Annotated in this window: 23 protein-coding genes and 1 tRNA gene; 19 read left to right on the top strand and 5 right to left on the bottom strand. The window is 49.1% G+C overall.

Features of this window, described 5'->3' with window-relative positions; translation table 11 throughout:
- Positions 1-313: 313 nt before the first annotated feature.
- The gene (locus ACFSUC_RS05165; protein ID WP_379928415.1) at positions 314-2122 is read left to right on the top strand and encodes a stalk domain-containing protein; all 1809 of its coding nucleotides are present in this window, start codon (positions 314-316) and stop codon (positions 2120-2122) included.
- 81 nt (positions 2123-2203) lie between these two features.
- On the opposite strand, the gene clpP is transcribed toward ACFSUC_RS05165, so the two are convergent.
- Entirely contained in the window at positions 2204-2785 is a 582-nt protein-coding gene (gene clpP, locus ACFSUC_RS05160; protein WP_379928414.1) for an ATP-dependent Clp endopeptidase proteolytic subunit ClpP, read from the bottom strand.
- A 206-nt stretch (positions 2786-2991) separates the two neighbouring features.
- A tRNA-Arg gene (locus tag ACFSUC_RS05155) sits at positions 2992-3066 on the bottom strand.
- Between the two features lie 266 nt (positions 3067-3332).
- Between ACFSUC_RS05155 and ACFSUC_RS05150 the strand changes: the two genes are divergently transcribed.
- The 12 genes from ACFSUC_RS05150 to ACFSUC_RS05095 all read left to right on the top strand — a co-directional run bounded on the left by ACFSUC_RS05150 (position 3333) and on the right by ACFSUC_RS05095 (position 19337).
- Positions 3333-4355, top strand: coding sequence for a sugar-binding transcriptional regulator (locus ACFSUC_RS05150; protein WP_379928413.1), 1023 nt, complete (start codon positions 3333-3335; stop codon positions 4353-4355).
- Between the two features lie 56 nt (positions 4356-4411).
- Positions 4412-5416 (top strand): type I glyceraldehyde-3-phosphate dehydrogenase, encoded by a 1005-nt coding sequence (gap, locus tag ACFSUC_RS05145; protein WP_379928412.1) that lies wholly within the window; start codon positions 4412-4414, stop codon positions 5414-5416.
- 99 nt (positions 5417-5515) lie between these two features.
- Positions 5516-6697, top strand: a complete 1182-nt coding sequence (locus ACFSUC_RS05140) for a phosphoglycerate kinase (RefSeq protein ID WP_379928411.1) — start codon at positions 5516-5518, stop codon at positions 6695-6697.
- A 182-nt stretch (positions 6698-6879) separates the two neighbouring features.
- Positions 6880-7632: a triose-phosphate isomerase gene (gene tpiA, locus ACFSUC_RS05135; protein ID WP_379928467.1), complete on the top strand. Its 753-nt coding sequence runs from the start codon at positions 6880-6882 to the stop codon at positions 7630-7632.
- Between the two features lies 1 nt (position 7633).
- On the top strand, positions 7634-9172 hold the full coding sequence (gene gpmI, locus ACFSUC_RS05130) for a 2,3-bisphosphoglycerate-independent phosphoglycerate mutase (RefSeq protein ID WP_379928410.1): 1539 nt from the start codon (positions 7634-7636) through the stop codon (positions 9170-9172).
- Positions 9173-9187: 15 nt separating this feature from the next.
- Positions 9188-10480, top strand: a complete 1293-nt coding sequence (gene eno, locus ACFSUC_RS05125; protein ID WP_379928409.1) for a phosphopyruvate hydratase — start codon at positions 9188-9190, stop codon at positions 10478-10480.
- A 218-nt stretch (positions 10481-10698) separates the two neighbouring features.
- A complete protein-coding gene (locus tag ACFSUC_RS05120) occupies positions 10699-11334 on the top strand; it encodes a hypothetical protein (RefSeq protein WP_379928408.1) in 636 nt (211 codons plus the stop codon).
- Between the two features lie 139 nt (positions 11335-11473).
- On the top strand, positions 11474-11800 hold the full coding sequence (locus ACFSUC_RS05115; RefSeq protein ID WP_379928407.1) for a general stress protein: 327 nt from the start codon (positions 11474-11476) through the stop codon (positions 11798-11800).
- A 198-nt stretch (positions 11801-11998) separates the two neighbouring features.
- Complete coding sequence (locus tag ACFSUC_RS05110) at positions 11999-13159, top strand: SpoIIE family protein phosphatase (protein ID WP_379928406.1); 1161 nt, start codon at positions 11999-12001, stop codon at positions 13157-13159.
- A gap of 205 nt (positions 13160-13364) precedes the next feature.
- Positions 13365-17195 carry a response regulator gene (locus ACFSUC_RS05105; protein WP_379928405.1) on the top strand — a complete coding sequence of 1277 codons (3831 nt, stop codon included), beginning with the start codon at positions 13365-13367 and terminating at the stop codon, positions 17193-17195.
- 10 nt (positions 17196-17205) lie between these two features.
- Positions 17206-18048 (top strand): CheR family methyltransferase, encoded by an 843-nt coding sequence (locus ACFSUC_RS05100; protein ID WP_379928404.1) that lies wholly within the window; start codon positions 17206-17208, stop codon positions 18046-18048.
- A gap of 14 nt (positions 18049-18062) precedes the next feature.
- Entirely contained in the window at positions 18063-19337 is a 1275-nt protein-coding gene (locus tag ACFSUC_RS05095) for an ATP-binding response regulator (protein ID WP_379928403.1), read from the top strand.
- 180 nt (positions 19338-19517) lie between these two features.
- Here the strand turns inward: ACFSUC_RS05095 and ACFSUC_RS05090 are convergent, their stop codons facing one another.
- The gene (locus tag ACFSUC_RS05090; RefSeq protein ID WP_379928402.1) at positions 19518-19679 is read right to left on the bottom strand and encodes a hypothetical protein; all 162 of its coding nucleotides are present in this window, start codon (positions 19677-19679) and stop codon (positions 19518-19520) included.
- Positions 19680-20030: 351 nt separating this feature from the next.
- On the opposite strand from ACFSUC_RS05090, the gene ACFSUC_RS05085 reads away from it, so the two are divergent.
- Genes ACFSUC_RS05085 through ACFSUC_RS05075 form a run of 3 tightly spaced genes read left to right on the top strand, consistent with a single transcriptional unit; the run spans position 20031 to position 21631 of the window.
- Positions 20031-20366, top strand: a complete 336-nt coding sequence (locus ACFSUC_RS05085; protein WP_379928401.1) for an STAS domain-containing protein — start codon at positions 20031-20033, stop codon at positions 20364-20366.
- A 27-nt stretch (positions 20367-20393) separates the two neighbouring features.
- A complete protein-coding gene (gene rsbW, locus ACFSUC_RS05080) occupies positions 20394-20855 on the top strand; it encodes an anti-sigma B factor RsbW (RefSeq protein WP_379928400.1) in 462 nt (153 codons plus the stop codon).
- Complete coding sequence (locus ACFSUC_RS05075; protein ID WP_379928399.1) at positions 20852-21631, top strand: sigma-70 family RNA polymerase sigma factor; 780 nt, start codon at positions 20852-20854, stop codon at positions 21629-21631. The genes rsbW and ACFSUC_RS05075 overlap by 4 nt, the downstream gene beginning before the upstream one ends.
- Before the next feature lie 205 nt (positions 21632-21836).
- On the opposite strand, the gene ACFSUC_RS05070 is transcribed toward ACFSUC_RS05075, so the two are convergent.
- Positions 21837-22079, bottom strand: coding sequence for a hypothetical protein (locus tag ACFSUC_RS05070; protein WP_379928398.1), 243 nt, complete (start codon positions 22077-22079; stop codon positions 21837-21839).
- Between the two features lie 71 nt (positions 22080-22150).
- Entirely contained in the window at positions 22151-22408 is a 258-nt protein-coding gene (locus ACFSUC_RS05065; protein WP_379928466.1) for a GlsB/YeaQ/YmgE family stress response membrane protein, read from the bottom strand.
- A gap of 364 nt (positions 22409-22772) precedes the next feature.
- On the opposite strand from ACFSUC_RS05065, the gene secG reads away from it, so the two are divergent.
- From secG to rnr, 3 genes are all read left to right on the top strand, one after another.
- Positions 22773-23009, top strand: coding sequence for a preprotein translocase subunit SecG (gene secG, locus ACFSUC_RS05060; protein WP_379928397.1), 237 nt, complete (start codon positions 22773-22775; stop codon positions 23007-23009).
- A gap of 104 nt (positions 23010-23113) precedes the next feature.
- Positions 23114-23935: an alpha/beta hydrolase gene (locus ACFSUC_RS05055; RefSeq protein ID WP_379928396.1), complete on the top strand. Its 822-nt coding sequence runs from the start codon at positions 23114-23116 to the stop codon at positions 23933-23935.
- On the top strand, positions 23932-26313 hold the full coding sequence (gene rnr, locus ACFSUC_RS05050; protein ID WP_379928395.1) for a ribonuclease R: 2382 nt from the start codon (positions 23932-23934) through the stop codon (positions 26311-26313). Before ACFSUC_RS05055 ends, rnr begins: the two co-directional genes overlap by 4 nt.
- Positions 26314-26334: the final 21 nt, after the last annotated feature.

Raw genomic sequence — 26334 nt, 5'->3', positions numbered from 1 at the left:
AACAGCGTGGCTTCATGAGCGATGTATCATTAATACGTTTATAGATTGGTTGTTCGAGACAAGGAGTTTCCCTCAGAGGTTGAGGGAGCTCCTTTTTTCCATCCCTTTTTCATTCACTTCTTCGTGTTCATCGTCTTTCTCGTCATTGATGTCGAAGCAAGTTTCTGCCAAACGGCTTCCGTTATTTAACAAAATGGACAAGATTTCAGCGTCATCCGCTTAAATTTGTGATATAGCGTGCAACTCCGGTGGAACATCTTGCGTCTATACAGTGAGCATCATTATTCGGAATAGAAGGAGAAATGACATTCACATGCTTCACTATTTGATCAAGCCTCTGAGGCCCTTGCGCAAGCGCTGGCTGAGTGCGGCCCTTGCAGCAACCCTTGGCATCGCGCTCATGCCTGTACAATCCCCTGCGAACGTTGCAGCTGCGGGCTCTTCCTCGATCTCGGCTACCACCTCGCATGTATTGTTTTACCTGGGAAACAATCAGGCTTACATCAACAATGAAGAAATTGAACTGGATTCACCAGCCACGGCCATTAACGGCTCCACGTATTTGCCAGTCAAATTTCTGGCGGATTCCCTTGGCCTGCAGCTGAGTTATGATGCCGCCACCAAAAAAATCAATATCAATAATGAGCATCATTTTATCAGTCTGGATCAAGCCAACAACACGGTCATGATGGATGGCATTTATCTTCCTTTTAACAGTATCGCCGTCATTCGCAACAATCGCCTGATGGTGAAAATGACCTGGCTGGCTGATCTCGTTGGTGCCAAATACAACTACAAGCCGGAATCGAAACGAATCGAGCTTATCTATGTAGGCGTGCCAAAGGAACTGTATGACCAGTTGACGAAAAACAGCCTGCCCGTCGCCAAGTTCGCGACTGACAAAAAGGTGTATCAGATCGGGGAACCGATTCAATATATCGATTTGAGTTATGATCCGGATGGAGATCCGATCACCTATCTGGACTGGAAGGACAAGCAGCAGGCTTTCTTTGAAGCTGGGAGCTACAAGGTGAGTCTGATCGCCAAGGACAGCAAGGGCAATTATAGCGAGCCATATGAGCAAACCATCACCGTAACCAGTGACGTTCATCTGAGCAAAGAAGAATTTCCGCTGTACCATCAGCCTGTGGGTTCGGTTCTCAAGCTTACAAGCCAGCAGCGCACTGCATACAAAAATGTGAAGGAAATGAACTACAGCTCCAACCTGGTGACTGATCGACCGATCTTGTTCAGTGACAGTCCGGAGACCATTACCGACTACGGGATCTTGTATCATGATGGAGTGTCCGGCAAAGCCAGACTGTATGCCAATCATGTGAATGGCATGGATCAGGTGCTGCAACTGATGATCATTGTGGAAAACACATCGGACAAATCGGTAAAGGTAAAGGTGACGAATAAAGGGGAGGCCTATCCCTCTGTCTACGCCCAATTGTTTGGTCAGCATGCAGCTCTGGATTTCATGCTGAACAAGCATCGTGAGACTGAAATGAGCCTTGAACCCGGAGAGAAGGGCATCCTCGTCAAAATGCCGAAGGTGTACCCGGCTCAAGGAACCAATATGATGTATGATATTGAGACAGACGGTTCGGCCGAGGTATACTTCGCGGCCATGGAGTGGGGAGATTCCGCGTCTAACCTGGATACGTATCCACCTCTGCCTTATGTCAATCATATCCGGGGCACGTTTGTCGCCTCTTCCAAGCAACTTCGTTATGATGGAGCGGGATTGACCGAGCCGGCAAAATTGTCAATCGGAGACGGGAAATTGGATCCGTTCACACCGGGCTTTGATCCCATGCGTGGCATCGCCACTTCGCTGACCGGAAACTATGGTGTCACCTATGAACTGGTCATTGAACGCCCTGAAAAAATGGCGGTGCTGCTCGTTCCGCGCGGTGGAAATTACAAGGGTCCAGTGGCCATTAACGGCGTGCCGCAAATGGTACCCAAATCAGGCATCCTCAATGTCAACGATGGCGCTCAATTGATCGCCAGAACGAAGGGCACCGAGAAAGAGTTGAAATTGGAGCTCATTCCGGCAGCCGGTTCTTCCCTGCCTGTGAATCTGCTGTTTTTCCCGCTCGATGAGCAAAAATAAAATAACAGCCATTAAAAAAAGGTATCTGAGCCCGAAATGCATGCATTTCGGCCAGATACCTTTTCGTTTGTCATAATTAGATTATACCTTTTCAATGACGCGATCGACGATACCATATTCTTTTGCTTCTTCTGCACTCATAAAGTAATCGCGGTCTGTATCTTTCTCGATTCGTTCAAGCGGCTGGCCGGTACGTTCTGCCAGAATCTGATTGAGCTTATCTCTCATTTTCAGAATTCGCTTTGCACGAATTTCGATATCGCTGGCTTGACCTTCAGCTCCACCTAGCGGCTGATGAATCATCACTTCACTGTTTGGCAGACAATAACGTTTTCCTTTCGCTCCCGCATTCAGCAGGAAAGCGCCCATCGAAGCTGCCATTCCTACACAGATCGTAGAGACATCAGGCTTGATAAACTGCATCGTATCAAAGATCGCCATTCCTGCGGTGATCGAACCACCCGGGCTGTTGATATATAGAGAAATGTCTTTTTCCGGATCATCTGCAGCCAGAAACAGCATCTGCGCAATAATCGAGTTGGCCACCACGTCATTGACCGGGGTGCCCAGGAAAATGATGCGATCCTTCAGCAAGCGCGAATAAATATCATAGGCACGCTCTCCGCGATTGGTTTGTTCGACAACCATAGGTACATAGCTCATTGGTAAACCCTCCTTCAAAAAATGAACCTATCCATTCTTACTCCTAGAATAGCCTAAATCCATCGATTCAAGACATCCGGGGAACGGTTAGGAAGTAGCTAAGTAATACTATATCGGAAATAAACATTAAGGTCAAGAAAGGTCAAACATAGATCAAAAAAATTTTGACGGGTATGAAAATCGTCAAATTAGGGTAAATCTTTAGATGGCGCGCTCGCGAGGGATCGAACCTCGATCTCAGGCTCCGGAGGCCTGCGTCATATCCATTGGACCACGAGCGCACGTATATGTCAGTCTGAACCCCGACTCGCCATCGTATAAACGATGATGGCTGCGCGATCAGGGATATCAGGGACAGCAAGAATTATTCTATCGCAGTTTCTAATAAAAATCAAGACGTCCATACAGGAAAGTTTATCTTGCATTTTCAGTCTGTTTTCAATACAATGAAGTTGTAGGCGGGACACAAAACGATAGAGCGGGACTAATAATGTCCACGCACCGCAGACAGCTTTTTAAGGCAAGGGATGAATTTGGAGTGGAGAGAATGAGAAAATTCATAGAAATTCAAAAACATCTTTTGCCTGATTTCATTGATACCTTGAAAAAGCGTTACAACATTTTGCACCATGTGATGCTCAGCGGTGTCATTGGACGCCGGAATCTGGCTATCTCGCTTCATATGACGGAGCGCACGCTTCGGAGCGAGCTGGATTTTCTGAAAGAGCAGGGTCTGCTGGAGACAGAGAGCATCGGCATGCGGGTGACTGAGGCCGGCGCACAGCTGCTGGAAGACATGCAGCCTTATCTGAAAGACATCTTCGGACTGACAGACATGGAGGCACACATTCGCCAGCTATATAGTCTGAAGCAGGTTGTGATCGTACCGGGAGATTCCGAGCAATCAGAATCTACCCTGAAGGAACTCGGGCGAGCCGGAGCCGCTTCGCTTCGCAAATATGTGGGAGCAGAGGATGTCATTGCGGTAGCCGGAGGCACCACGATGGCCGAGGTGGCCGAGGGTCTCAACGTATCGTCCCAATGGAAGGGAAATGTATTCGTCCCTGCCAGAGGCGGTCTGGGTGAGCGAGTCGAGCTGCAGGCCAATACCGTCGCTTCGATCATGGCTAAGAAAACGGGTAGCAGCTATCGATTGCTGCATGTACCGGACCATTTGGGCGAGGAAGCCTATCACACCCTGATGCAAGATTCCAACATTCAGGAAATCATTCAGTTCATTCGGAAAAGCCGCATTGTCCTGCATGGTATCGGAGATGCTATGACCATGGCCAGACGGAGAAAAACCGATGAGAACGCCATGCGTCAGCTGGCTAAGGCCGGTTCGCTGGCAGAAGCCTTTGGCTATTACTTTGACCGCGATGGTCAGGTTGTCCACAACATCCCGACCGTTGGACTTCGTCTGGAGGACATCATGAAGACAGAGGTCGTGATTGGGGTTGCTGGAGGCCGGAGCAAGGGGGAAGCCATTGCCGCCGTATTGAAATTCGGTCACGAGGATGTACTGGTTACCGATGAAGCGGCCGCGATGGAAATCATTCGTCATTCATAATGGGGCATCTGTCTCATTTTGAAAATATACTATTTGAATTCATAGGAGGAATTACTGTGGTAAAAGTAGGTATTAACGGTTTTGGACGTATTGGTCGTAACGTATTCCGCGCTGCATTGAACAACACTGAAGTTGAGATCGTAGCGATTAACGATTTGACAGATGTAAACACGCTGGTTCATTTGCTGAAATATGACACCACACATGGTCGTTTCAATGCGACTGTTGAAGCGGGTGAAGGAGAAATTATCGTAAACGGCAAATCCGTTAAAGTATTTGCTGAGAGAGATCCGGGTGCACTCCCTTGGGCTGAAGTTGGCGCAGAAATCGTAGTTGAATCTACAGGTATTTTCACAGCGAAAGACAAGGCAGAGCTTCACTTGAAAGGCGGAGCAAAGAAAGTTATTATCTCTGCACCGGCTTCCAACGAAGATATCACAGTGGTAATGGGTGTAAACGAAGAGCAGTATGATCCAGCACAACACACCATTATCTCCAACGCTTCTTGTACAACAAACTGTCTGGCTCCATTTGCGAAAGTGCTGAATGACAAGTTCGGCATCGTAAAAGGCATGATGACAACGGTTCACTCCTACACGAATGACCAAAATACGCTTGACCTGCCACACAAAGACCTTCGTCGTGCGCGTGCAGCAGCAGAAAACATCATTCCATCCACAACTGGTGCGGCCAAAGCGGTTTCCCTCGTATTGCCTGAGCTGAAAGGAAAGCTGAACGGAATGGCTATGCGTGTACCGACTCCGAACGTATCCGTCACTGACCTGGTTGTTGAAACCAGCAAAACCGTAACGGTTGAAGATGTAAACAACGCACTGCAAGAAGCTGCAAACGGTCCGCTCAAAGGCATCATGAACTTCAGCGATGAGCCGCTTGTATCCAGCGACTATAATGGTGATCCTGCTTCCTCCACCATCGATGGATTGTCCACAATGGTAGTGGGAGACAACATGGTGAAAGTCGTTTCCTGGTATGACAACGAGTGGGGCTACTCCAACCGCGTCCTCGATCTGGCTGCCTACGTTGCGAAAAAAGGACTGTAATTCACATTTAGATAGAGAATGAGAACCAATAAGAGGAGAAGCGATTCTCCTCTTTCCCTAGTTTCAGCATGATGGCCCATTTAAGGAGGAGAGCAAGTCATGAACAAGCAAAGTGTACGCAATATCGAGGTAAGCGGCAAAAAGGTATTTGTTCGTGTTGATTTTAATGTCCCTTTACATGAAGGCAAGATTACGGATGATACCCGTATTCGTGAAACCCTGCCAACCATTCAATATTTAGTAGAACAGGGAGCGAAAGTGATTCTGGCGAGTCACATGGGACGCCCTAAAGGTCAAGTGGTCGAAGAGCTGCGCTTGACACCGGCAGCCAATCGTCTGTCTGAATTGATCGGTAAAGACGTGAAAAAAGCAGATGAATCCATCGGAGACAGCGTAAAAGCCATCATCGACGGAATGGAAAACGGTGACGTACTGGTGCTTGAAAACGTGCGTTTCCATGCTGGCGAGGAGAAAAATGATGCAGAGCTTGCCAAATCCTTTGCAGAGCTTGCAGACGTCTATGTGAATGATGCGTTTGGTGCTGCTCACCGCGCTCACTCTTCTACAGCCGGTATTGCGGAGCATCTTCCTGCCGTTTCCGGATTGCTGATGGAGAAGGAATTGGATACACTCGGCAAGGCACTGTCCACTCCGGAGCGTCCGTTCACCGCGATTATTGGCGGAGCGAAGGTAAAGGACAAGATCGGAGTCATTGAAAATCTGCTGAACATCGCGGACAACATTCTGATTGGCGGCGGATTGTCATACACCTTCCTGAAGGCGCAAGGACATGAAATCGGGAAGTCGCTTGTAGACAATGAGAAGCTGGATCTCGCCCTTGAATTTATTCAAAAGGCGAAAGAGAAGAATGTTAACTTCTACCTGCCTACCGACATCGTCGTTTCCGATGACTTCAGCGCAGACGCAAATGTACAGATCGTAAACATCGACGGCATTCCGGCAGAATGGGAAGGCATCGACATCGGACCGGAAACTCGCAAAACGTATGCAGAGGTTATCCAGAACTCCAAGCTAGTTGTTTGGAACGGGCCGATGGGCGTATTCGAAATCGAGCCGTTTTCCCATGGAACCAAAGCGGTATGTCAAGCTTGTGCGGACACCGAAGGCTATACCATCTTGGGTGGCGGAGACTCTGCAGCAGCAGCTGAGAAATTCGGTCTCGCGGATCAAATGAATCACATTTCAACGGGTGGCGGCGCTTCACTGGAATTCATGGAAGGCAAGGCACTTCCAGGGGTTGTCGCACTGAACGATAAGTAAGACAAGCCAGACCATTCAGAAAAGTAAGATGAGTAAGATGGGTAAGACTAGAAAGTCATAAGGCAACAGCAGGACTGGTGGGTCAGGCGGCAAGCCAGACCTGCTGCGCAAGATAAAAGCTATAAGCTAAAAGCTATAAGAGATGGCAGTGGATTGAATCCTGATGGAGAGTGGTGATGATGTTGAGAAAACCGATCATAGCAGGAAACTGGAAGATGTTCAAAACTGCTGCTGAAGCAGCAAGCTTTGCCAAAGAAGTAAGTGGAAAAGCAGAAGTAGAAGGAGTAGAAAGCGTTATTTGTGCTCCTTTCACCGCGCTGCCCGCTCTGACAGAAGCCTTGCAGGGGACATCCATTCAAGTTGGCGCTCAGAACTTCCACTGGGAAGAAAACGGCGCATTTACGGGTGAGATCAGCGGAGCGATGCTGCAGGAGCTTGGCGTGAAATATGTCATTATCGGGCATTCCGAGCGCAGAGCTTATTTTGCAGAGACGGATGAGACGGTCAACAAAAAGACCCTGGCTGCCTTCCAGTATGATTTGACGCCGATTGTTTGCGTTGGGGAGAAGCTGGAGGAAAGAGAAGCAGGACAAACGAAGGAAGTTTGCAAAGAGCAAACCGTGGCTGCGCTTAAGGGCTTGTCTGTGGAACAGGCGGCTCAGGTCGTCATCGCCTATGAACCGATCTGGGCGATCGGTACTGGCAAATCCTCCACAGCTGAAGATGCGAATGAAGTGATCGCCTACATTCGCGAGCTTGTGGCAGAAGCTTTTGATGCGCAAACTGCACAAAGCATCCGTATTCAGTATGGCGGCAGTGTAAAGCCGAACAACGTAAAAGAATATATGGGACAAAGCGATATCGACGGCGCATTGGTAGGAGGAGCCAGCTTGCAGGCAGATTCCTACATCCAGCTGGTTGAGGGGGCTAAGTAGTATGACAGCACCAAGACCCGTAGCACTGATTATTCTGGATGGATTCGGACTGCGCGACGAAGTGGTTGGCAATGCTGTCGCACAAGCCAATAAACCCAATTATGATCGTTATTGGAACACGTACCCGCATACGACATTGACTGCTTGCGGCGAAGCTGTTGGGCTGCCTCAAGGGCAAATGGGAAATTCTGAAGTCGGTCACTTGAATATCGGTGCAGGACGTACGGTATATCAAGACCTGACGCGTATTTCCAAGTCGATTCGTGAAGGGGAATTTAAGAAGAACGATACCCTTCTCAAAGCCGTTCAGCATGCGAAGGAGAACGGCAAAAAGCTGCATTTGTACGGGCTTTTGTCTGACGGTGGCGTACACAGCCATATTGACCACCTGTTCGCTCTTCTTGATCTGGCCAAAAATGAAGGTCTGGAAGACGTGTACATCCATGCTTTCCTAGACGGACGGGATGTAGCACCGGACAGCGCCAAGCATTATATGGAGCGTCTGGTCGCCTATATGAAGGAAGTCGGCATCGGACAGATTGCGACTGTTCAAGGCCGCTATTATGCGATGGACCGTGACAAGCGTTGGGACCGGGTAGAGAAATCATACCGTTCCATGGTATATGGCGAGGGGCCGCAGCATCATGATCCGGTTCAAGCCATCGTGGAATCTTACGAACAATCCGTGTATGATGAATTTGTGCTTCCAACTGTCATGGTGAATGAGCAGGAGCAGCCAATTGGCCTGGTGGAGAGCGAGGATGCGGTCATATTCTTCAACTTCCGCCCGGATCGTGCCATTCAGTTGTCCTCCGTCTTCACCAATGAAGATTTTCATGGTTTTGATCGTGGAGACAACCATCCAACCAACCTGTATTATGTTTGCATGACCCTGTTCAGTGAAACGGTAGGCGGCTATGTAGCGTATAAACCGAAGAATCTGGACAATACGCTGGGTGAAGTGCTTGTACAGCACAACAAGAAGCAGCTTCGTATTGCCGAGACGGAGAAGTATCCGCATGTGACCTTCTTCTTCAGCGGTGGACGGGATGTCGAATTGCCTGGTGAAACGCGGATTCTGATCAACTCACCGAAGGTGGCCACCTATGATCTGCAACCGGAAATGAGCGCCTATGAAGTCGCTGCTGCAGCGGTGAAGGAAATTGAGGCAGAGAATCATGACTGCATCATCCTGAACTTTGCCAATCCGGATATGGTGGGGCACTCCGGTATGCTGGAGCCAACGATTAAAGCGGTCGAAGCCACTGACGAATGTCTGGGTCAGGTCGTGGAAGCGATCCTGGCAAAAGGCGGCGTGGCCATCATTACAGCCGATCACGGAAATGCCGATGTTTTGATGGACGAGAACGGCAGACCACATACGGCGCATACGACCAACCCGGTTCCGCTTATTGTGACGACCGAAGATGCAAAGCTTCGCGAAGGCGGCATTCTGGCGGACATCGCTCCGACCATGCTTGAACTGCTTCACGTTCCACAACCGGTCGAAATGACTGGCAAAACCCTCATTCAAAAATAAGGAGAGATGACGAAAATGACGATCATTGCTGACGTTTATGCTCGCGAGGTTATGGATTCCCGCGGCAACCCTACTGTAGAAGTTGAAGTATATCTGGAATCCGGTGCGGTAGGCCGCGCGATTGTACCTTCAGGTGCTTCCACAGGTGCTTACGAGGCGGTTGAGCTTCGTGACGGAGACAAAAGCCGTTACCTTGGAAAAGGTGTGCTGAAAGCGGTTGAGAATGTAAACGAAAAAATCGCGCCTGAGCTGATTGGCTGGGACGCGCTGGATCAAGTAGGTATTGACCAGAAGATGATCGAGCTGGACGGTACGCCGAACAAGGCGACCCTGGGTGCCAATGCGATCCTTGCGGTATCCATGGCAACGGCTCGTGCAGCTGCTGAAGCACTGGGCGTTCCTTTGTACGTATACTTGGGCGGATTCAATGCGAAGACGCTTCCGGTTCCAATGATGAATATTCTGAATGGCGGAGAGCATGCGGACAATAACGTCGACATTCAGGAATTCATGGTATTGCCTGTAGCGGCAGAAACGTTCAAGGAAGCACTTCGTACGGGAGCTGAAATCTTCCATAGCCTGAAAGCAGTACTGAAGGAAAAAGGTCTGAATACAGCAGTAGGTGACGAGGGTGGATTCGCACCAAACCTTGCTTCCAACGAAGAAGCACTGGCTACCATCGTAACGGCGATTGAGCGTGCAGGCTACAAAGCGGGTGAAGATGTATTCCTCGGTATGGACGTCGCTTCTACTGAATTCTACCGCAATGGCAAATACGAGCTTTCCGGTGAAGGCAAATCCTTCACATCTGCTGAATTCGTTGACTTCCTAAGTGATCTCGTAAGCAAATACCCAATCATCTCCATTGAAGATGGTCTGGCTGAAGACGACTGGGATGGCTGGAAATTGCTCACAGAAAAAATCGGTGACAAGGTTCAATTGGTCGGTGACGATCTGTTCGTAACCAATACCGTTCGCTTGTCTGACGGAATCGAAAAAGGCGTTGGAAACTCGATTCTGGTAAAAGTAAACCAAATCGGTACCCTGACTGAAACGTTTGACGCGATCGAAATGGCGAAGCGCGCAGGTTATACCGCTGTCATTTCCCACCGTTCCGGTGAAAGTGAAGACAGCACAATCGCAGATATCGCTGCAGCGACAAATGCGGGTCAAATCAAGACAGGTGCGCCTTCCAGAACAGACCGCGTTGCGAAATACAATCAGCTTCTTCGCATCGAAGATGAGTTGGGTCCTGTTGCGAAGTATGCAGGAAAATCTGCATTCTACAACATGAAAGACTTTAAATAAAATCGATTCTTAATCGATCCATGATTCATCTGTAATCCATCTGTCTTCCTGCAAGACGATGACAAATCCAAGACTGACCTGGGATATTTTACCGCCCTGGTCAGTCTTTTTTATTTGGCTTGGACTGATTCATGGGTTGCCATCACGGGTAAAACCTAATCAACAACGCACCACATCATTAGTACGCAATGAGTACGCACGAAAGTGAGGGAACGATCATGTTCAAGTGGACTTTGTCCATCGGACTGGCAATTGCAATGTCTGGTCTTCTGGGAAGTGTATCGCAAGAAATGGCCAACCATCCGAGTCGTGTTCAAGCCCCTTCAGATATGCAAGCAGATATTCAGAATGAATCTTCTGCCGAACGTTCTGGTTCAGATATTCAGCATGCCAATCAGGGATGGCGTTTCGAGCAAGTAAACGGCATTTCGTTAAGTGATCAAAAGGAAGATATTTTACGGAAACTGGGGAAGCCGGATCAAATTCATCAGGACCCTTATTTCCCCGAAACCATTCAGCTGCAATATGACACGATGATCATTGGTATGACACAAGGCTCTATCGATTATGTGACGGTCCCTCGTTCTGCCGATTTTATTGAAGTAGACGGCAGAGAGATTGATATAGACAAGCAGGAAATTTACAAGCGCTTTGGCGAACCTGATTCCATCGCGAGTGATGGCGTCGCATTTTGTGAAGGACCGTATTGCATGAAAGTATACTGGACGGACGTGGCCGAAGGTCAAGCTGGTGCAGCAAAAGAAATTGAACAAATTGACTACTTCATCGATCATACGTATCAGGCCGTACCAGATATGGACATGAAACCGGAACAGGAAGAAATTTTCCTGTAAACAACCCGATGCGATAACGAAACAGGATCATCTGTCACAACGAATGCGGTCATCGCTGCCTTTCCATCCTGTAGGGCAGCGTTGATATATATATATCAATATTCCACATAAACATGTTTGAAGAGGAGGAGTAAGAACAATGAAACCAACTGTAGAAATCGTAGATAATGGTGTGCAAGCACTGGACACAGTCAAAAGAATGCATGGACAAGGCATTGAAGGCGCACGCATTTATGTGCTGGCGCACGAAGAGAAGCGGACGGCGCATATTGCTGATGCTACCGACGCACAGGAAATCGATATTGCAGAAGAAGGCATGTTCCGCTCCCTGGCGAATATCTTTCGCTCTCGTGGTGATGAGCTTCGTTCCAAGCTCGAGTCTGTCGGGCTGACAGAAGAAGAAGCCAATCATTATGAAGAAGTGCTTGATCAGGGCAAAGTGCTCGTGATTGCAACCGCCTCCTAATTTGAATCTTTCGTCCCCCTAATATATCACAGGAATGGCAAGCCCTAGCTGGGCTTGTCTTTCCCTGTCTCTAATCCCATAAGTTAAACTTGATGCAAGTGGCCAAATAGCTTTGTATTTACTGCATATCTGAATTATGATAGTAGTATTGCAGAGAAATAACGCGATGGAGCGAGATTAAAAGGAGTTTTATTTCATATGCGTATACTCATTGTAGATGATAATCCGACCAACCAGATCGTCATCGAAAAAGTGCTGCAAAAGGCAGGCTATCAACAGAATACAAAGCTGTCATCGGCCTTCGAGTTGATCGATTACTTACATATGAATGAGGAGCAACCACAGGAAAGCCTGTTTGAGCATGCCGATGCCGACCTCATTCTGCTGGACATGATGATGCCGGGCATGGACGGGATCGAGGTCTGTCGGTTAATCCAGAAGTATCCTCATCTGAAGGACATTCCGATTATCATGGTCACAGCGGTAGGGGATTCATCCAAGCTGGCTGAAGCACTCGATGCGGGAGCGATCGATTTTGTCACGAAGCCGATCAACAAGATCGAGCTGCTGGCCCGTATCCGTGTCGCGCTGCGCTTGAAATACGAGAAGGACTGGCATAAAAATCAGGATAAGATCATCCGTCAGGAGCTGGATTTGGCCAGACAGGTACAGCGCGGTGTCATGAGCGATACGCTTCACAATGAGGCGCTGCATATCGATGCACTGTATCGACCTTCCTCTCAATTAGCCGGAGATATGTATGCCTGGCAGCAGCTGGACAACGGCAAGTATGGGGTCATGATTATCGATGTGATGGGTCACGGTATTTCGTCAGCGCTGGTCTGCATGTTCATCTCCTCGCAGATCAGGGAACTGCTGCAGCGGAACGTAGATCCCGTCGAAATGATGCAACAATTGAATGCACGCATGATGGAGCTGCAAACGGAATCGATTCCGATCAGCTACTACTTTACGGGAATCTATTGTGTGATCGACCCGGTTCATCAGGAGCTGGAATATGTGAACGCCGGACATCCACCGGGCCTCCTGGTCGAGGCAACGGGAAAAGTGCGCCGCCTGGAAACGAGCAGTTGTGCCATTGGCATGTTTGAGGAACTGGAGATGAGGAAGGAGCGCATATCCTTTACAGCGGATTCGAAGCTTTATTTATATACAGACGGGCTAATGGAGCAGCACGCGATGGAAGAGGACCCCGATCAACAGATCAAGCAATTGAGTCAGTTGTTCAAACGGGAGAGAAAAGCGGACATGGAAGAGCTCTTCCACCACTTTGTATCCACACAGTTCGGCACGGAGCAGCATGATGACGTATGTCTGGTCGGGGTGCATATCAAATAGCCCGATTCGAGTTAAAGAACCCAAAGAACGCAAAGAACGTAATGGAATCCATGTATTGTAATGAAATCATCATGCAGAGAAAGTATTGGAAGTAGAGAAGGCGGAGAAGGAAAATCAATAGAGATAGTAGAGGAAGCTACGAGCACGGTTGGAACAGGCAAGGATAAGGAGACAACGGGGATATGAGGGGACGGGAGGAAAAGCGGTGCGAATCAAGACAAAGGTAATCGTAGGAACCGGGTTGCTGATGATTATCATTATGTTGCTGTCAGGCGTAGGGATCAAGAATGTATCCGAGCTCAGCTCGCAGGTGGATGAAGTAAAGGGAAGCTATCTGGAGCGGGTGATTAACGCGTATCACATGCGCAGTGGCGTGAATGAAACGGCGAAAATTGTAGCGAACCTGATTTTGTATGACGAAGCGAAAGGGATATTTGAAGAAGGCAAGGCGAGTGTGGATGAGAAGCTGACAGAAGCCAGACAGATGCTCGAAGTAATGGAAGAGAACCGGATGTCTGATACGGAGAAACAGCTTGTGCAGGAACTGAAAAATCAATTGCAGCAGTTCGCCGACTACAAGGATCAGATCATTGAATTGCTGGAAAACGGTGAGGATGTAGCAGCCAGTCAGTACCGCCAAACAGAAGGGCTGGAGCTGCAAGAATCACTGCTGGCAAGTGTAGACAGCTGGGTAGATTTCAATGAGCAGGCGATGGAGGAAGCGATCAACACCATCGATGAGGAAAACCAGTTCACGTTGAATACAATGAGCGTCGTTACCCTCGCCGGATTGTTTATCGGCTTGTTCATTATGTTGTGGAACGTAGCCAGTATTACGAAAGGCCTCAATACCTTTACGCAAATGATCCGCGGTTTCTCGGACGGTACCCTGGAGCGTTCAACCCGACTGAACCTCGTATCGAAGGATGAGTTCGGGCAAGTTATTCATGCCTTCAACAACATGGCCACAGACATTGAAGACAAGAATCGGATTGTAGAGGAGAATAACCTCAAAAATGAAGAACAGACCTGGCTGAAGACGAATGTGCTGAAGCTGTTTACCGTCATGCAGGGAGCCGAGGATATGACGAGGGCGAGTCAGAAGTTGATTCGGTTGCTCACTCCGGTGATCAACGCCCAGTACGGTGGCATGTATGTGCGGGACAAAATGAAGGATGAGGCCTCGTTTACGCTGACCGGCGCCTATGCAAAACAAGGTTCCCCTGCCTATCGACAGGAGATTCGGGAAGGGGAAGGGCTTGTCGGGCAATGTGCGATCGATCAAGAGATGATGCAGCTTTCGAATGTGCCGGATGCCTATTTGCAGGTGCAGTCCGGTACGATGGAGGGCGCAGCGCATCACATTCTGCTGTATCCGATTGTCGTGGAAACAGAGACGGTAGGGGTCATGGAGTTTGCCTCCATTAATGAATTTACACCGTTGCAGCTGGAATTGCTGCAACAGACCTCCTTCCTAATCGGGGTGATGCTGAACCGCATGTTTGGACGGATGCAGACCGAGGAGCTGCTCAGAGAGTCGCAGGCTCTGACAGAAGAGCTCCAGGCCCAGTCTGAAGAGCTGATGTCGCAGCAGGATGAGCTGAAGCGTTCCAACTTGCGACTGGAGGAGCAGACCGATGCCCTGAAGCGTTCCGAAGAACTGCTACAGCAGCAACAGGAAGAACTGGAGCAGAGCAATGAAGAACTCAGTCGCAAAACCGAACTGTTGAAAAAGCAGGTTCAACGAACCGAACGTAAAAACAGGCAGGTGGAGCAGGCCAGGGATGCGATGGAGAAGCAGGCAGAGCAGCTGGCGATTGCCGCTCAGTATAAGACGGAGTTCTTGACGAACATGTCGCATGAACTGAGAACGCCGCTTAACAGCTTGCTCATCCTGTCACAGATGCTGAGCGAGAACAAGGACAAGAATCTGACGGATAAACAGGTTGAATATGCTTCTACGATCCATGCATCAGGCCAGGATTTGCTTAAGCTGATCGATGAGATTCTCGATCTGTCGAAAATCGACTCCGGTAAAATGGAAGTGGTGGCTGAGCATATTTCCCTGACTGAGTTGCAGCAGTATATGAGACGTCAATTTGAGCCGATGGCCTTGAAGAAAGGGCTGAGCTTCGATGTTTCTCTGCTGCCAGGCCTGCCGAAAAACATCGTCAGTGACGGTCACCGCCTGAAGCAAATTTTGAAAAATCTGCTCTCCAATGCACTGAAATTTACGCATACCGGGGCAGTGAATGTACAGATCCAGAAGATCTCCAATGACATGCTGCCCTACGTGGAAGAGGAAGAGGACAGCATGATCGCCATTTCCGTGCGGGATACCGGGGTAGGCATATCGAAGGACAAACAGGAAGTCATCTTCGAGGCCTTCCAGCAGGCAGACGGGACGATCAGCAGACAGTATGGTGGAACCGGTCTGGGACTGTCCATCAGCAAGGAGCTGGCTGAACTGCTGGGCGGGACGCTTTATCTGGAAAGCGAGGAAGGACAGGGCAGTACCTTCACGCTGTATGTGCCGGAATTTTATATTCCTTCCGTAGAGGAGCAGCCGGAGTCAGTCAACCAGGAGGAATTCAAGGAACTGCTCAAGGGAGCCCAGGAAGCGGCTGCCGGGCAGGTAAGCAAAAAGAAACGCAAGGCCGCATCAGCGCTCTCCACCGAGCAAGAAAGAAAAGAACCTGTAAAACCCCTTCTGACCTCTGAAGCCACGCCGCAGCCTCATCAGAATGAGTTGCCAGAGGTGACGAGCATGGATGTCGGAGTATCGGAGCAAATGGAGCCGATTCAGCAGACGGCTATGTCGGACAGAAGGTATATGGCGGACGATCGTCAGGTCATTGAGGTGGGAGACCGGAAGGTGCTGATCATCGAAGACGATGAGAAGTTTGCAGGCGTGTTGCTCGATATGGCTCGCAGCAAAGGCTTCAAAGGAATCGTGGCGATGGAAGGGGATACTGGACTTGAGTTGGTTCACGAATTCCAGCCAGACGCGATTCTGCTCGATATGAAGCTGCCTGGCATGGACGGATGGTCTGTGCTCAATCACTTGAAGCATCAGCCGGAGACCCGGCACATTCCGGTTCACATTGTATCTGTGGATGATGCAGAGCGAGGTCTGAACATGGGTGCATTGGCTTTCCGCAAGAAGCCGCTCACCAGCGAGCAGATGGAAGAACTGTTTACGAATATGGATGCCTATCTGAGCCGGGATGTGAAACGGCTGCTGTTCCTGGAGAGGGATGGGGATCAGCGTGAGCGCTGGAAGGACTATATCGGATTTGATGACGTCAGCATGACATTTGTCGGCGGCGGCATGAAATTGCTCGAGCAGCTCAAGGAAGAGATGTATGATTGCGTAGTGATCAATATCCAGTTCGATGATATGGAGCTGTTTGATCTGCTTGATGAGCTCCAGAAGCAGGGCTGGACACGGGATCTTCCGTTTCTCATTTATACAGGCAAGAGCTTGGCAGCACAAGACGAAGAGCGCATTCGCCAATATGCGGAGAGCATGATCATTCGCGATGTGAAGACACCGGAGCGGCTGCTGGATGAAACGGCCCTGTTCCTCCATCGCGTTGAAGCCAATCTTCCGGAGGAAAAGCGCAGATTGCTGGATAAGCTGCACAGCACCGAGGAAATTCTGCACGGGCGCCGTATCCTGATTGCCGATGACGATATTCGCAATGTATATGCGCTGACGAGTGTGCTGGAAGAATTCGAGATGGATCTGACCAGTGTGGAGAACGGTCAGGAGGCGCTGGATAAAGTCCGGGAAGAGGCGCCGTTTGACCTGATTTTAATGGATATTATGATGCCGGAAATGGATGGTTACGAGGCGATGCGGCATATTCGCAGCACCGCAGGATATGCCGATGTTCCAATCATTGCCCTCACTGCAAAAGCGATGAAAGGCGATCGGAACAAATGCATCGAAGCGGGGGCGTCCGACTATATTTCCAAGCCGCTGCAAAATGATCAGCTGTTATCACTAATGAGGGTGTGGTTGTATCCATAAGTATAATGCCATGGAACCAGATGAGCTGGAAAGGATCGAGATCGAGCTCTTGCTCGAAGGCGTGTATCGGGTAAGGGGTCTCGATTTTCGGAATTATGTCTACGCTTCCTTGAGACGCAGAGTGTGGCATCGTGTTCATGCGGAAGATCTCGTAACGGTCTCCGCACTTCAGGATAAAGTGTTTCGGAGTGAAGGATGCATGGACCGGCTGATTTCCGATCTGGTCATTCATGTAACGGAAATGTTTCGGGATCCGGAAGTGTTTCGCCAGTTCCGTGAAGAGGTCGTGCCGGTTTTGCGTGATCTGCCTTTTCTACGCATCTGGCATGCCGGCTGTTCGACAGGAGAAGAAGCCTATTCCATGGCGATTTTGCTTCATGAGGAAGGGCTGTACGACCGGACCCGCATCTATGCGACGGACCTGAACGAAGCGGTGCTGAACAAGGCCAAGGAAGGCGTCTATCCGCTGGACAAGATGAAAATGTATACGCAAAACTATGTGAAGAGTGGTGGAAAGGCTTCCTTTTCTGATTATTATACGGCTCGGTATCATTCGATTATCTTTCCAAGCTTCCTGAAGAAAAACATTGTATTCGCCCAGCATAATCTAGTGACGGATACGTCCTTTCACGAGTTTGATGTCATTTTCTGCCGAAATGTCATGATTTACTTTAATCGAAATTTGCAGAATCGGGTTCAGTCGCTGTTTCACCAAAGCTTGAGCGATCGTGGCTTTCTGGTTCTGGGCAGCAAGGAAACGCTGCATTTTTCACCTTATTCCGATCACTATGAGGCTTATAGCCAAACACACAAGATCTACCGCAAGGAAACACCAAAAGTGAACACCAATTGACTGAGGGGGATTCGATGCCTTTTCGAGAGCCGATTCCAATCAACATTTTGTTGGTGGATGACCACCAGGAAAATTTAATCACACTCGACGCGGTACTGGGTGAATTGAATTACCGGTTAGTAATGTGTGCTTCGGGAGAGGAAGCACTGAAAGAGCTGTTGAAAGATGATTTTGCTGTGATTGTGATGGATGTGCATATGCCGGGTATGGATGGATTTGAGACAGCCAGATGGATCAAGTCCCGGGAGAAGACCAAGCACATCCCGATCATCTTTATTTCTGCGACCAGCAAGGAGGCCGCCCATTTCTTCACGGGCTATTCGGTCGGAGCGATTGATTATATTCTGAAGCCGTTTGTACCGCAAATTCTGAAATCCAAAATCCAGGGCTTTGTAGAGCTGTACATTAGCAAGAAAAGGCTGGAGCAACATGCGAAGGTGCTCCATGAGAAAACAACCGAACTGGAAGAACTGATCGAAGAGAAGACGCGCGTGCAAGAGGACCTGCGGATGGCCAAGGAAAAGGCGGAGGAGGCCTCCAATGCAAAGTCCGGCTTTTTGGCCATGATGAGCCACGAAATCCGTACCCCGATGAACGGCATTATTGGCATGAGTGATCTGCTGCTGGATACAGAGCTGAGCGAGGAACAGCAGGAATACGTCGGAATTATCCGCAACAGCAGCGGCGCTCTGCTCAGAGTTATTAACGATGTACTGGACTTCTCCAAGCTGGAGTCAGGCAAAATGACGATTCAGGAAGAGATGGTGGATATCCAGAATACGATTGAGGAGACGTATGACCTGTTCCGAACACGGACTCGGGAGACCTCGCTGGACTTGACGTATGAAGTAGATGAGGCGGTTCCGTCTGTATTTCTTGGTGACCGTACCAGACTGAGTCAGGTTCTGATCAATCTTGTCGGCAACAGTGTGAAGTTTACGAAGGAAGGGCATGTACATATTGAAGTTAGGCCGTCATCAGCCCTTGCGGAACAAGAGGAAGTGCGAGAAGAGAAGGAGTCTGTACAAGAAGAATATGTATGGCTGCAATTTATCGTTTCCGATACGGGTGTCGGAATAACTCCGGAACAGGTCCCGCATTTGTTCCAGCCTTTTACACAGCTGGATAACCCCATGACGCGTCAGTTCGAGGGGACAGGCCTGGGCCTGGCCATTTGCAGAAAGCTGATTGAACTGATGGGTGGGGATATCAGTGTCATGGAAGACGTACAGCAAGGGGCCTGCTTTCAATTTACGATACCGGTCAAACCCTATGACATGCAAGAATAGGGGGAACGTGTCTGGCAGCCCTCACGCGTAAAAAGATCAACCGCCTATCGAAATCAGGAGGCTGATCTTTTTACTTGTGAATGCTTCACGCAGGTCCCATTGCCTGGTAGATTGTGTGAAATGGCTTAATGAAAGGCTCAGGGACAGGATGGCTTGAAAGCGTATATAGCCATCGTAAACTTAGCGAAAGAACGGAATAATGTATTGAACGAGAAAATACAGAAAACCGAAGAAAATGATCAGATAAGCGGCATACTTAATAAAAGTTGAAGCTACCAAACTCGAATCCGATTTCTTCTCTACATTTCTGCGCTCGACATCTACGTGTTCCTGACGGTCCATATTCCTTCCTCCTTTATCGGGTTTATTTGTTTCATTTAGATGAAGTGGGTGCGTGATCACAGGCGTATCCTTGCGTATCTGGGGAAGCCTGCGATTTGGCTGCGACTGCTGGTGCGAACCTGTGTGTACTTGCTGAATGTTGAATGTGTACCTGTGCGTACCTGTGAATCCCTGTGAATACTTGGTTGTAGGAGAGTGTTGTCTTTCGTTAACCACATCTGGTGCCTTTGAATCGGGATACAGAGGATTGAAATATGTTTCAGCTATGATGTTTCAAGATGATGCAAACAGGGTATACATTATTATCGATTGAATAAGGATTTAATTTCACGATGTAGGAGATGAAGTGTGATGAATATGCATAACGATGAACTTGCCCAGCATTTGACCATCCAAGAGCGAACAACAGCAGATACGACCACTCTGTTTTTGCAAGGAAAGCTTGATCTGGCTACGGCGAGCACTTTCAAGCAGTCGGCAGAACCGGTTGTGGAGCAAGCAGACATAACGTTTAAACTGAATTTGAGCGAGTTAAGCTACATAGACAGTACAGGGATCGGCATTTTGGTTACGCTGCTAAAGCGCAGACATCAGCTGCAAGCCCCTTTTGTCGTGGAAGAGATCCCGCCAAAGATTAAGCGTTTGTTTGAGATGACGGGTATCATGAAGTTTCTGGTTGTGCAATAGGCTTCAGATGAGAAAGGATGAACCAAAATGACGAGTGGATACGAAGAAAGAGAAGTCACACTGACGTTTCCGAGTGAAGCGGAGTATATTGATCTGGTTCGGTTGACTTTATACGGTCTGGCTACCCAGATGGGCTTTCCTTATGAAGAGATTGAAGATATGAAGGTAGCGGTCTCCGAGGCCTGCAACAATGCAGTGCTTCACGGCTATCGGGATCAAGTCGGCACGGTGCGGATTCGTTTTCAGAAACTGGAGAATGGTCTGCAAATTCGAATTAAAGATGAGGGCATGAATGTAGAATCAGACGTATTTGCGAAGGATCGCAAAAGCCTGCACGATCAAAGTATCGATGAAATCAGTGCAGGAGGGTTGGGGATCTTTATGATGCAGGCACTGATGGATGAAGTACGTGTCAGTCAGGAGAATGGGACTGAAGTCACTTTGTTTAAACGTTTTCCTGCGTTAGACAGGAGTGAATCCACGTCATGAGAAAAGAAGAAGAACAGCCCCAGTCCTCCCCAGCCCACGAGCAGTTGATTGCCTATCAGAAGGAACCGACGGAAGAGCTGGCTTCTGAACTGCTCCGGCAGTATGAACCGCTCGTCCAGATGGCGGGCAGAAAGCTCTCCCGCAATCAGCCCAACATGGTGGAAGATCTGCTGCAAGTAGGTCGTATGGTGTTGCTCCGGCTATTTGAGAGCTATGATCCGACCATGGGCGTTCAATTCGAAGCCTATGCGATGAAAAGCATCGTGGGCTATATGAAAAACTATTTGCGGGACAAGTCCTGGTACATTCAAGTACCCCGTCGCATGAAGGAGAAAGGGAAACAGGTTCAGAAGGCCGTGGAAACACTGACGGTTCGCCTGGAGCGTTCTCCTGATGTATATGAGATCGCCGAAGAGATGGAGATCTCGGTGGAAGAGGCGATTGAATTGCTGGCGGCCAAAGACGCCTACAGCTATGTTTCGCTTGATCACCCGGTGAAGGAAGAGGATGCGTCCACGACACTCGGAGATTTGCTTGGCGCGCCCGATGATGATTACGGCAAGCTGGAGCACCGTATGGACTTGAAGCAGGCCATTATGGAGCTGAAGGAAGAGGAGCGTAAAGTCATTTCCCTCGTATTTATTCAGGAGATGTCTCAGCGAGCAGCTGCACAGGAACTGGGTATCTCGCAAATGAGTGTATCTCGAATACAGCGAAGGGCGATCGGCAAGCTGAAGAAGCTACTGGATCAGCCGGATGAGGATTCAGTGATGTAGGTGCTCTCGTTCAAATGCTCTTATTCAAATGACATGACTCAGGTATCATGATGTAAATACAAGCATATAATCAAATCGATGCAATAAGAAGAAGGCCGCCTGGATGGGTTGCAGGATGACACCATCTAAGACAGCCTTTCTTTGCTTGTCTTTGCCTGATGAGACAGGGGAACAAATAATTGGACAAAAAAATAAAGCATGGGAATTAATTTTGTTTCTGCTTCTGATTCTGTTTCTCTTCCGTCTCCGATGTTTCAGAATTTGCAGCTGAGTCCGATTGATCTGATTGAATCGGGTCCGGTATTTTTCCTTCCTCTTTTAACTCCTGATTGGTCTTCATTTCTTCCATTTCTCTTCCTAACTTCTTCATTTCCTTCTCGTTTTGAGCCATCGAGCTATTGTCAGATTCCTTTAGCTTTTGTTTGTTTTCTCGTTCAGATGTCGTCATGTTATGCGCCTCCTTGGGGCAAAAAAAGATTATCGTACTTCAGACAGGAGTGAATGGCATCCCATTATGGATTACGTAATGGAATGCAACATTCGACTCATAATGCCTAGCATAAGGACAAATAACGCAGCCCCGATAATCGCTGGAATGATGGCGAACTGACCGATAATCGGTCCCCAGGTTCCAAGCAGCCATGTACCCATCCAGGCTCCTGCAAAACCAGCAATCATGGAACCGACCGGTCCACCGGGCATTTTGTATTTGACAAGAGCATCGCCAATCACTCCGATGACGATCGCGAGTATGATACTTGCAATTAAGCTGAGAATGTCGATCACATCCTTTCAAAAACACAACGTTCTCTTTCTTTTTATTACCCCCTGGCTAACGTGATGAAACAAATAGAAGCATGCCAAAAAGCTGGCAAAAGCAGGATATAGACAGGAGAGACTCATAGCGATTCATACAGACTTGCAGTTGAAAGTTTCTGAAAAACATGTTACAATCGAAATACTGTTTTTATGGATACACAGATACACAATGGAAGAAACCAGTCGCATGCCTATACGACATCTGCATGAAGGACTGCTGTAAGACATCAGACTGTTAAACAAAGAAATAAGGAAACAAGCAAACAGGGGGAAGCTTCGGAAGACGAGTTTTCCACGTGAAGATTTCGGGAGGTCAACAACCATGGAATTGTTCTTTAAAATTGTATTGGTCATTTTCAGCTTGGGTTTAATTTTGACGGTATTGCTGCAAAAAGGAAAAAGTGCAGGATTGTCTGGCGCGATTACGGGTGGAGCTGAGCACTTGTTCGGCAAGCAGAAGGCAAGAGGAATGGATCTGTTCCTGTCTCGCCTGACCTTGGTTCTAGCCATCGGATTTTTTGTGTTGTCCTTGATCGTTTCCTACGTCCTACATGACTAATCACACATAAAATGATGCAGCAGGGGGATATTAAACCTGCTGTTTTTTTATACGCAATTTACATAGTGGATGGACGTCCATTGTAGCCGAGAGGGGGAAGTGAGATGCATTCGAATCGCATATTCAACTCACCTGAGCCATTTCACCTGGCCGGTACAGGGGAACGGGCCTCAACAGCCCTGCTGCTCGTGCATGGCTTTACAGGCTCTCCATCCGAGTTCCGCCGCGGTGCCTATTACTGGCAGGATCTCGGCTACAGTGTCCATGCCATACAGCTTCCCGGGCATGGCACCTCTCCCGAAGAAATGAGAAAAACGACCTGGAAAGACTGGATGAGACATGTGATACTCAGCTATGATCGTTTGCAGCAAGCGGGTTATGCATCTATTTTTTTGGTCGGGCACTCGATGGGGGGACTGTTGTCGTTGCTGTTGGCGATTAAACGTCCGGTGAGCGGGGTAATTTCATTAGGTACGCCGATTTATGTGACGACGTACAAGGCGGCCTTTGCAAGGGTGGTGCATCCCTTTGTCCCTTATGTGACGAAAAAGCCGCGTCGTCTCGCACAGACGCTGGATGAAGCGTGCGCCTATGACCGAACCCCGGTAAAATGCGTCGTTTGTTTGCAAAAGCTGGTGCGAATCGTGAAGCGCAAGCTTCCGCTCGTGGCAGCTCCGATGCTGATTTTGCAGGGTATGAAGGATCGAACGGTCAAGCCGCATAGCGCAGCATACATCTACAAGCGATGCTCGTCCAGCCAGAAGCGCCTGCATTACATGTCCGAGAGTTCCCATTCCATTTTGTTGGACAAGGAGCGGGAAGACGTGTATCGGCGTGTGGATCAGTTTGTGCAGCACATTGTAGCAGAGAAAGAAGTACAGGAGCAGCCTGACCCGATATCAGGCTTAATAGAGGTGATGACATGATAACAAGAGAAGAATTACTGGAATTTATGCAAGAGACGGCTTACAAGCCGATGACATATCAGGAACTGGAACAGCATTTTGAGATTGAAGGGGCGGACGCCTTTCGCGACTTTCTGAAGCTTCTCAATGAGCTGGAGCATGAGGGAAGCATTTTGCGTACCCGTGCCGATCGTTACGGGATACCGGACCGGATGAATCTGGTGAAAGGAAAGTTGCAGGCGCATCCGAAAGGGTTTGCGTTCCTGCTGCCTGAAAATGACGACCGTGACGACGTATATATCCATGCCAACGACCTGAAAGGGGCCATGAACGGTGATATTGTCCTCGTTCGTGTTACGTCCAAGGATCAGTCTGGCGGCCGGCTGGAAGGAGAAGTTGTGCGGATTGTACAGCGGGCCATCACCCAGGTAGTCGGAACGTTTCAGGATTTGGAGAGCTACGCCTTCGTTTTGCCGGATGACAAGCGAATCAGCCGGGATATCTTTATTCCGAAGGAAAACTTCAACGGGGCAGCAGATGGACACAAGGTTGTCGTGGATATCGTGCATTATCCGGAGGGACGAGCAGCGGCTGAAGGCCGTGTGAAGGAGATTCTCGGTCATAAAAATGACCCGGGTGTGGACATTTTGTCGATTATCCGCAAGCATGATCTGCCTGAGGTGTTTCCCGATGAAGTGATGGAGGAAGCGGAAGGAATTGCGGAAGAGATTACGGAAGCAGATCTCGCAGGCAGAAGAGATCTGAGGGATCTGACGATAGTAACGATTGACGGGGAAGATGCGAAGGATCTGGACGATGCCGTCAACGTGGAGCTGCTGGATAACGGGCATTTCAAGTTGGGCGTTCATATCGCAGACGTCGGGTATTATGTGAAGGAAGGCTCTGAGCTCGATCAGGAAGCGTATCGCCGAGGGTGCAGCGTGTATTTGGTGGATCGGGTGATTCCGATGCTGCCCCATCGCCTGTCCAACGGCATTTGCAGTCTGAACCCCAAGGTGGATCGCCTGACGCTGTCGTGCGAGATGGAGTTTGATGAGGCAGGGAAGGTCATCAAGCATGACATCTTCCCGAGTGTCATTCGAACGACGGAGCGAATGACCTATACTAATGTTCGGAAGATTCTGCAGGAGGAAGATCCTGAGGTTAGTGAGCGGTACGCTCATCTGATCGATTTGTTCAAGCGGATGGAACGTTTGGCCGTCATGCTTCGCAAGAAGCGGATGCGCCGGGGAGCAGTCGATTTCGATTTCCAGGAATCCAAGGTCATCGTGGATGAGGAAGGCAAGCCGGTAGATATTGTGAAGCGTGATCGCAGCATTGCCGAGCGAATTATCGAGGAATTCATGCTGGCGGCCAATGAAACGGTAGCGGAGCATTTCTACTGGCTGAAGGTACCTTTCTTGTACCGTATACATGAGGACCCCGATCAGGAGAAGTTGTTCACGTTCATGGAGTTCATTACCAACTTCGGTTATGTCGTAAGGGGCAAAGGCAACACGGTTCATCCGCGTGCGCTGCAGACGCTGCTGGAAGAAATCGAGGGGACCAAGGAAGAAACCGTCATCAGTACGATGATGCTTCGCTCCATGAAGCAGGCCAAATATGATGAGGAAAGTCTGGGCCATTTCGGATTGGCCGCAGAGTATTATTCCCATTTTACGTCCCCTATACGTCGTTACCCGGATCTGGTTATCCACCGCATTATTCGCGAGGTATCCTTGGGTGGAGGCACACTCAGTGATAAGCGACACGGATATCTGAGCGGACGAATGGAGGATATCGCCAGACAGTCTTCGGAACGGGAACGGGTGGCGGTCGATGCCGAACGCGATACAGACAAGCTGAAGAAGGCCGAGTTCATGCTGGACAAGGTGGGCGAGGAGTTCGAAGGCATTATCAGCGGTGTCACCAATTTCGGTATGTTCATTGAGCTGGGCAACACGGTAGAAGGGCTGATCCGGTTAAGCGATCTCAGCGAAGATTATTATCATTACGACGAACGTCATCTTGCCCTGATCGGGGAACGCACTTCCCGCGTCTTCCGTATCGGTGATGAGGTGAAGGTGCGGGTTGCAAGAGTAAACATGGATGATTACACGATCGATTTTGAGATGGTCGATATGAAGCCGCGGGAAAAGAAAATGAGTGTGGTTCCAGGCTCCGGTTTCAAAGCAAAGCGGAAGCAGCAGGATGGCGGTTCCCGCCGCAGCAGCAAGCCGAAGGGAAGCGGCGGAACCGGAACCGACAAGCGGGATCAGAAAGGCGGCAAACCTCGGGGTGAACGTTCTTCCACGGCTTCGTCATCAGGTGAGGGAGAGTGGAGTTCTTCCAAACGCAAGAAGCCGCGCAAGAAGAAGTATTGGAAGAAAAAGGGCTGATCTCGGATGGGCATCCGGTTC

The sequence above is a fragment of the Marinicrinis sediminis genome, from assembly GCF_042685085.1.
Taxonomy (GTDB): Bacteria; Bacillota; Bacilli; order Paenibacillales; family KCTC-33676; genus Marinicrinis; species Marinicrinis sediminis.
Note: the sequence above shows the minus strand (reverse complement) of the source record. Positions and strands in the feature narration are given on the sequence as shown.

Coding starts and splice junctions, on each gene's coding strand:
- ACFSUC_RS05165 (WP_379928415.1), top strand. CDS start 314: ATGCTTCACTATTTGATCAAGCCTCTGAGGCCCTTGCGCAAGCGCTGG.
- clpP (WP_379928414.1), bottom strand. CDS start 2,785: ATGAGCTATGTACCTATGGTTGTCGAACAAACCAATCGCGGAGAGCGT.
- ACFSUC_RS05150 (WP_379928413.1), top strand. CDS start 3,333: ATGAGAAAATTCATAGAAATTCAAAAACATCTTTTGCCTGATTTCATT.
- ACFSUC_RS05140 (WP_379928411.1), top strand. CDS start 5,516: ATGAACAAGCAAAGTGTACGCAATATCGAGGTAAGCGGCAAAAAGGTA.
- gpmI (WP_379928410.1), top strand. CDS start 7,634: ATGACAGCACCAAGACCCGTAGCACTGATTATTCTGGATGGATTCGGA.
- eno (WP_379928409.1), top strand. CDS start 9,188: ATGACGATCATTGCTGACGTTTATGCTCGCGAGGTTATGGATTCCCGC.
- ACFSUC_RS05120 (WP_379928408.1), top strand. CDS start 10,699: ATGTTCAAGTGGACTTTGTCCATCGGACTGGCAATTGCAATGTCTGGT.
- ACFSUC_RS05115 (WP_379928407.1), top strand. CDS start 11,474: ATGAAACCAACTGTAGAAATCGTAGATAATGGTGTGCAAGCACTGGAC.
- ACFSUC_RS05110 (WP_379928406.1), top strand. CDS start 11,999: ATGCGTATACTCATTGTAGATGATAATCCGACCAACCAGATCGTCATC.
- ACFSUC_RS05100 (WP_379928404.1), top strand. CDS start 17,206: ATGGAACCAGATGAGCTGGAAAGGATCGAGATCGAGCTCTTGCTCGAA.
- ACFSUC_RS05095 (WP_379928403.1), top strand. CDS start 18,063: ATGCCTTTTCGAGAGCCGATTCCAATCAACATTTTGTTGGTGGATGAC.
- ACFSUC_RS05090 (WP_379928402.1), bottom strand. CDS start 19,679: ATGGACCGTCAGGAACACGTAGATGTCGAGCGCAGAAATGTAGAGAAG.
- ACFSUC_RS05085 (WP_379928401.1), top strand. CDS start 20,031: ATGAATATGCATAACGATGAACTTGCCCAGCATTTGACCATCCAAGAG.
- rsbW (WP_379928400.1), top strand. CDS start 20,394: ATGACGAGTGGATACGAAGAAAGAGAAGTCACACTGACGTTTCCGAGT.
- ACFSUC_RS05075 (WP_379928399.1), top strand. CDS start 20,852: ATGAGAAAAGAAGAAGAACAGCCCCAGTCCTCCCCAGCCCACGAGCAG.
- ACFSUC_RS05070 (WP_379928398.1), bottom strand. CDS start 22,079: ATGACGACATCTGAACGAGAAAACAAACAAAAGCTAAAGGAATCTGAC.
- secG (WP_379928397.1), top strand. CDS start 22,773: ATGGAATTGTTCTTTAAAATTGTATTGGTCATTTTCAGCTTGGGTTTA.
- ACFSUC_RS05055 (WP_379928396.1), top strand. CDS start 23,114: ATGCATTCGAATCGCATATTCAACTCACCTGAGCCATTTCACCTGGCC.
- rnr (WP_379928395.1), top strand. CDS start 23,932: ATGATAACAAGAGAAGAATTACTGGAATTTATGCAAGAGACGGCTTAC.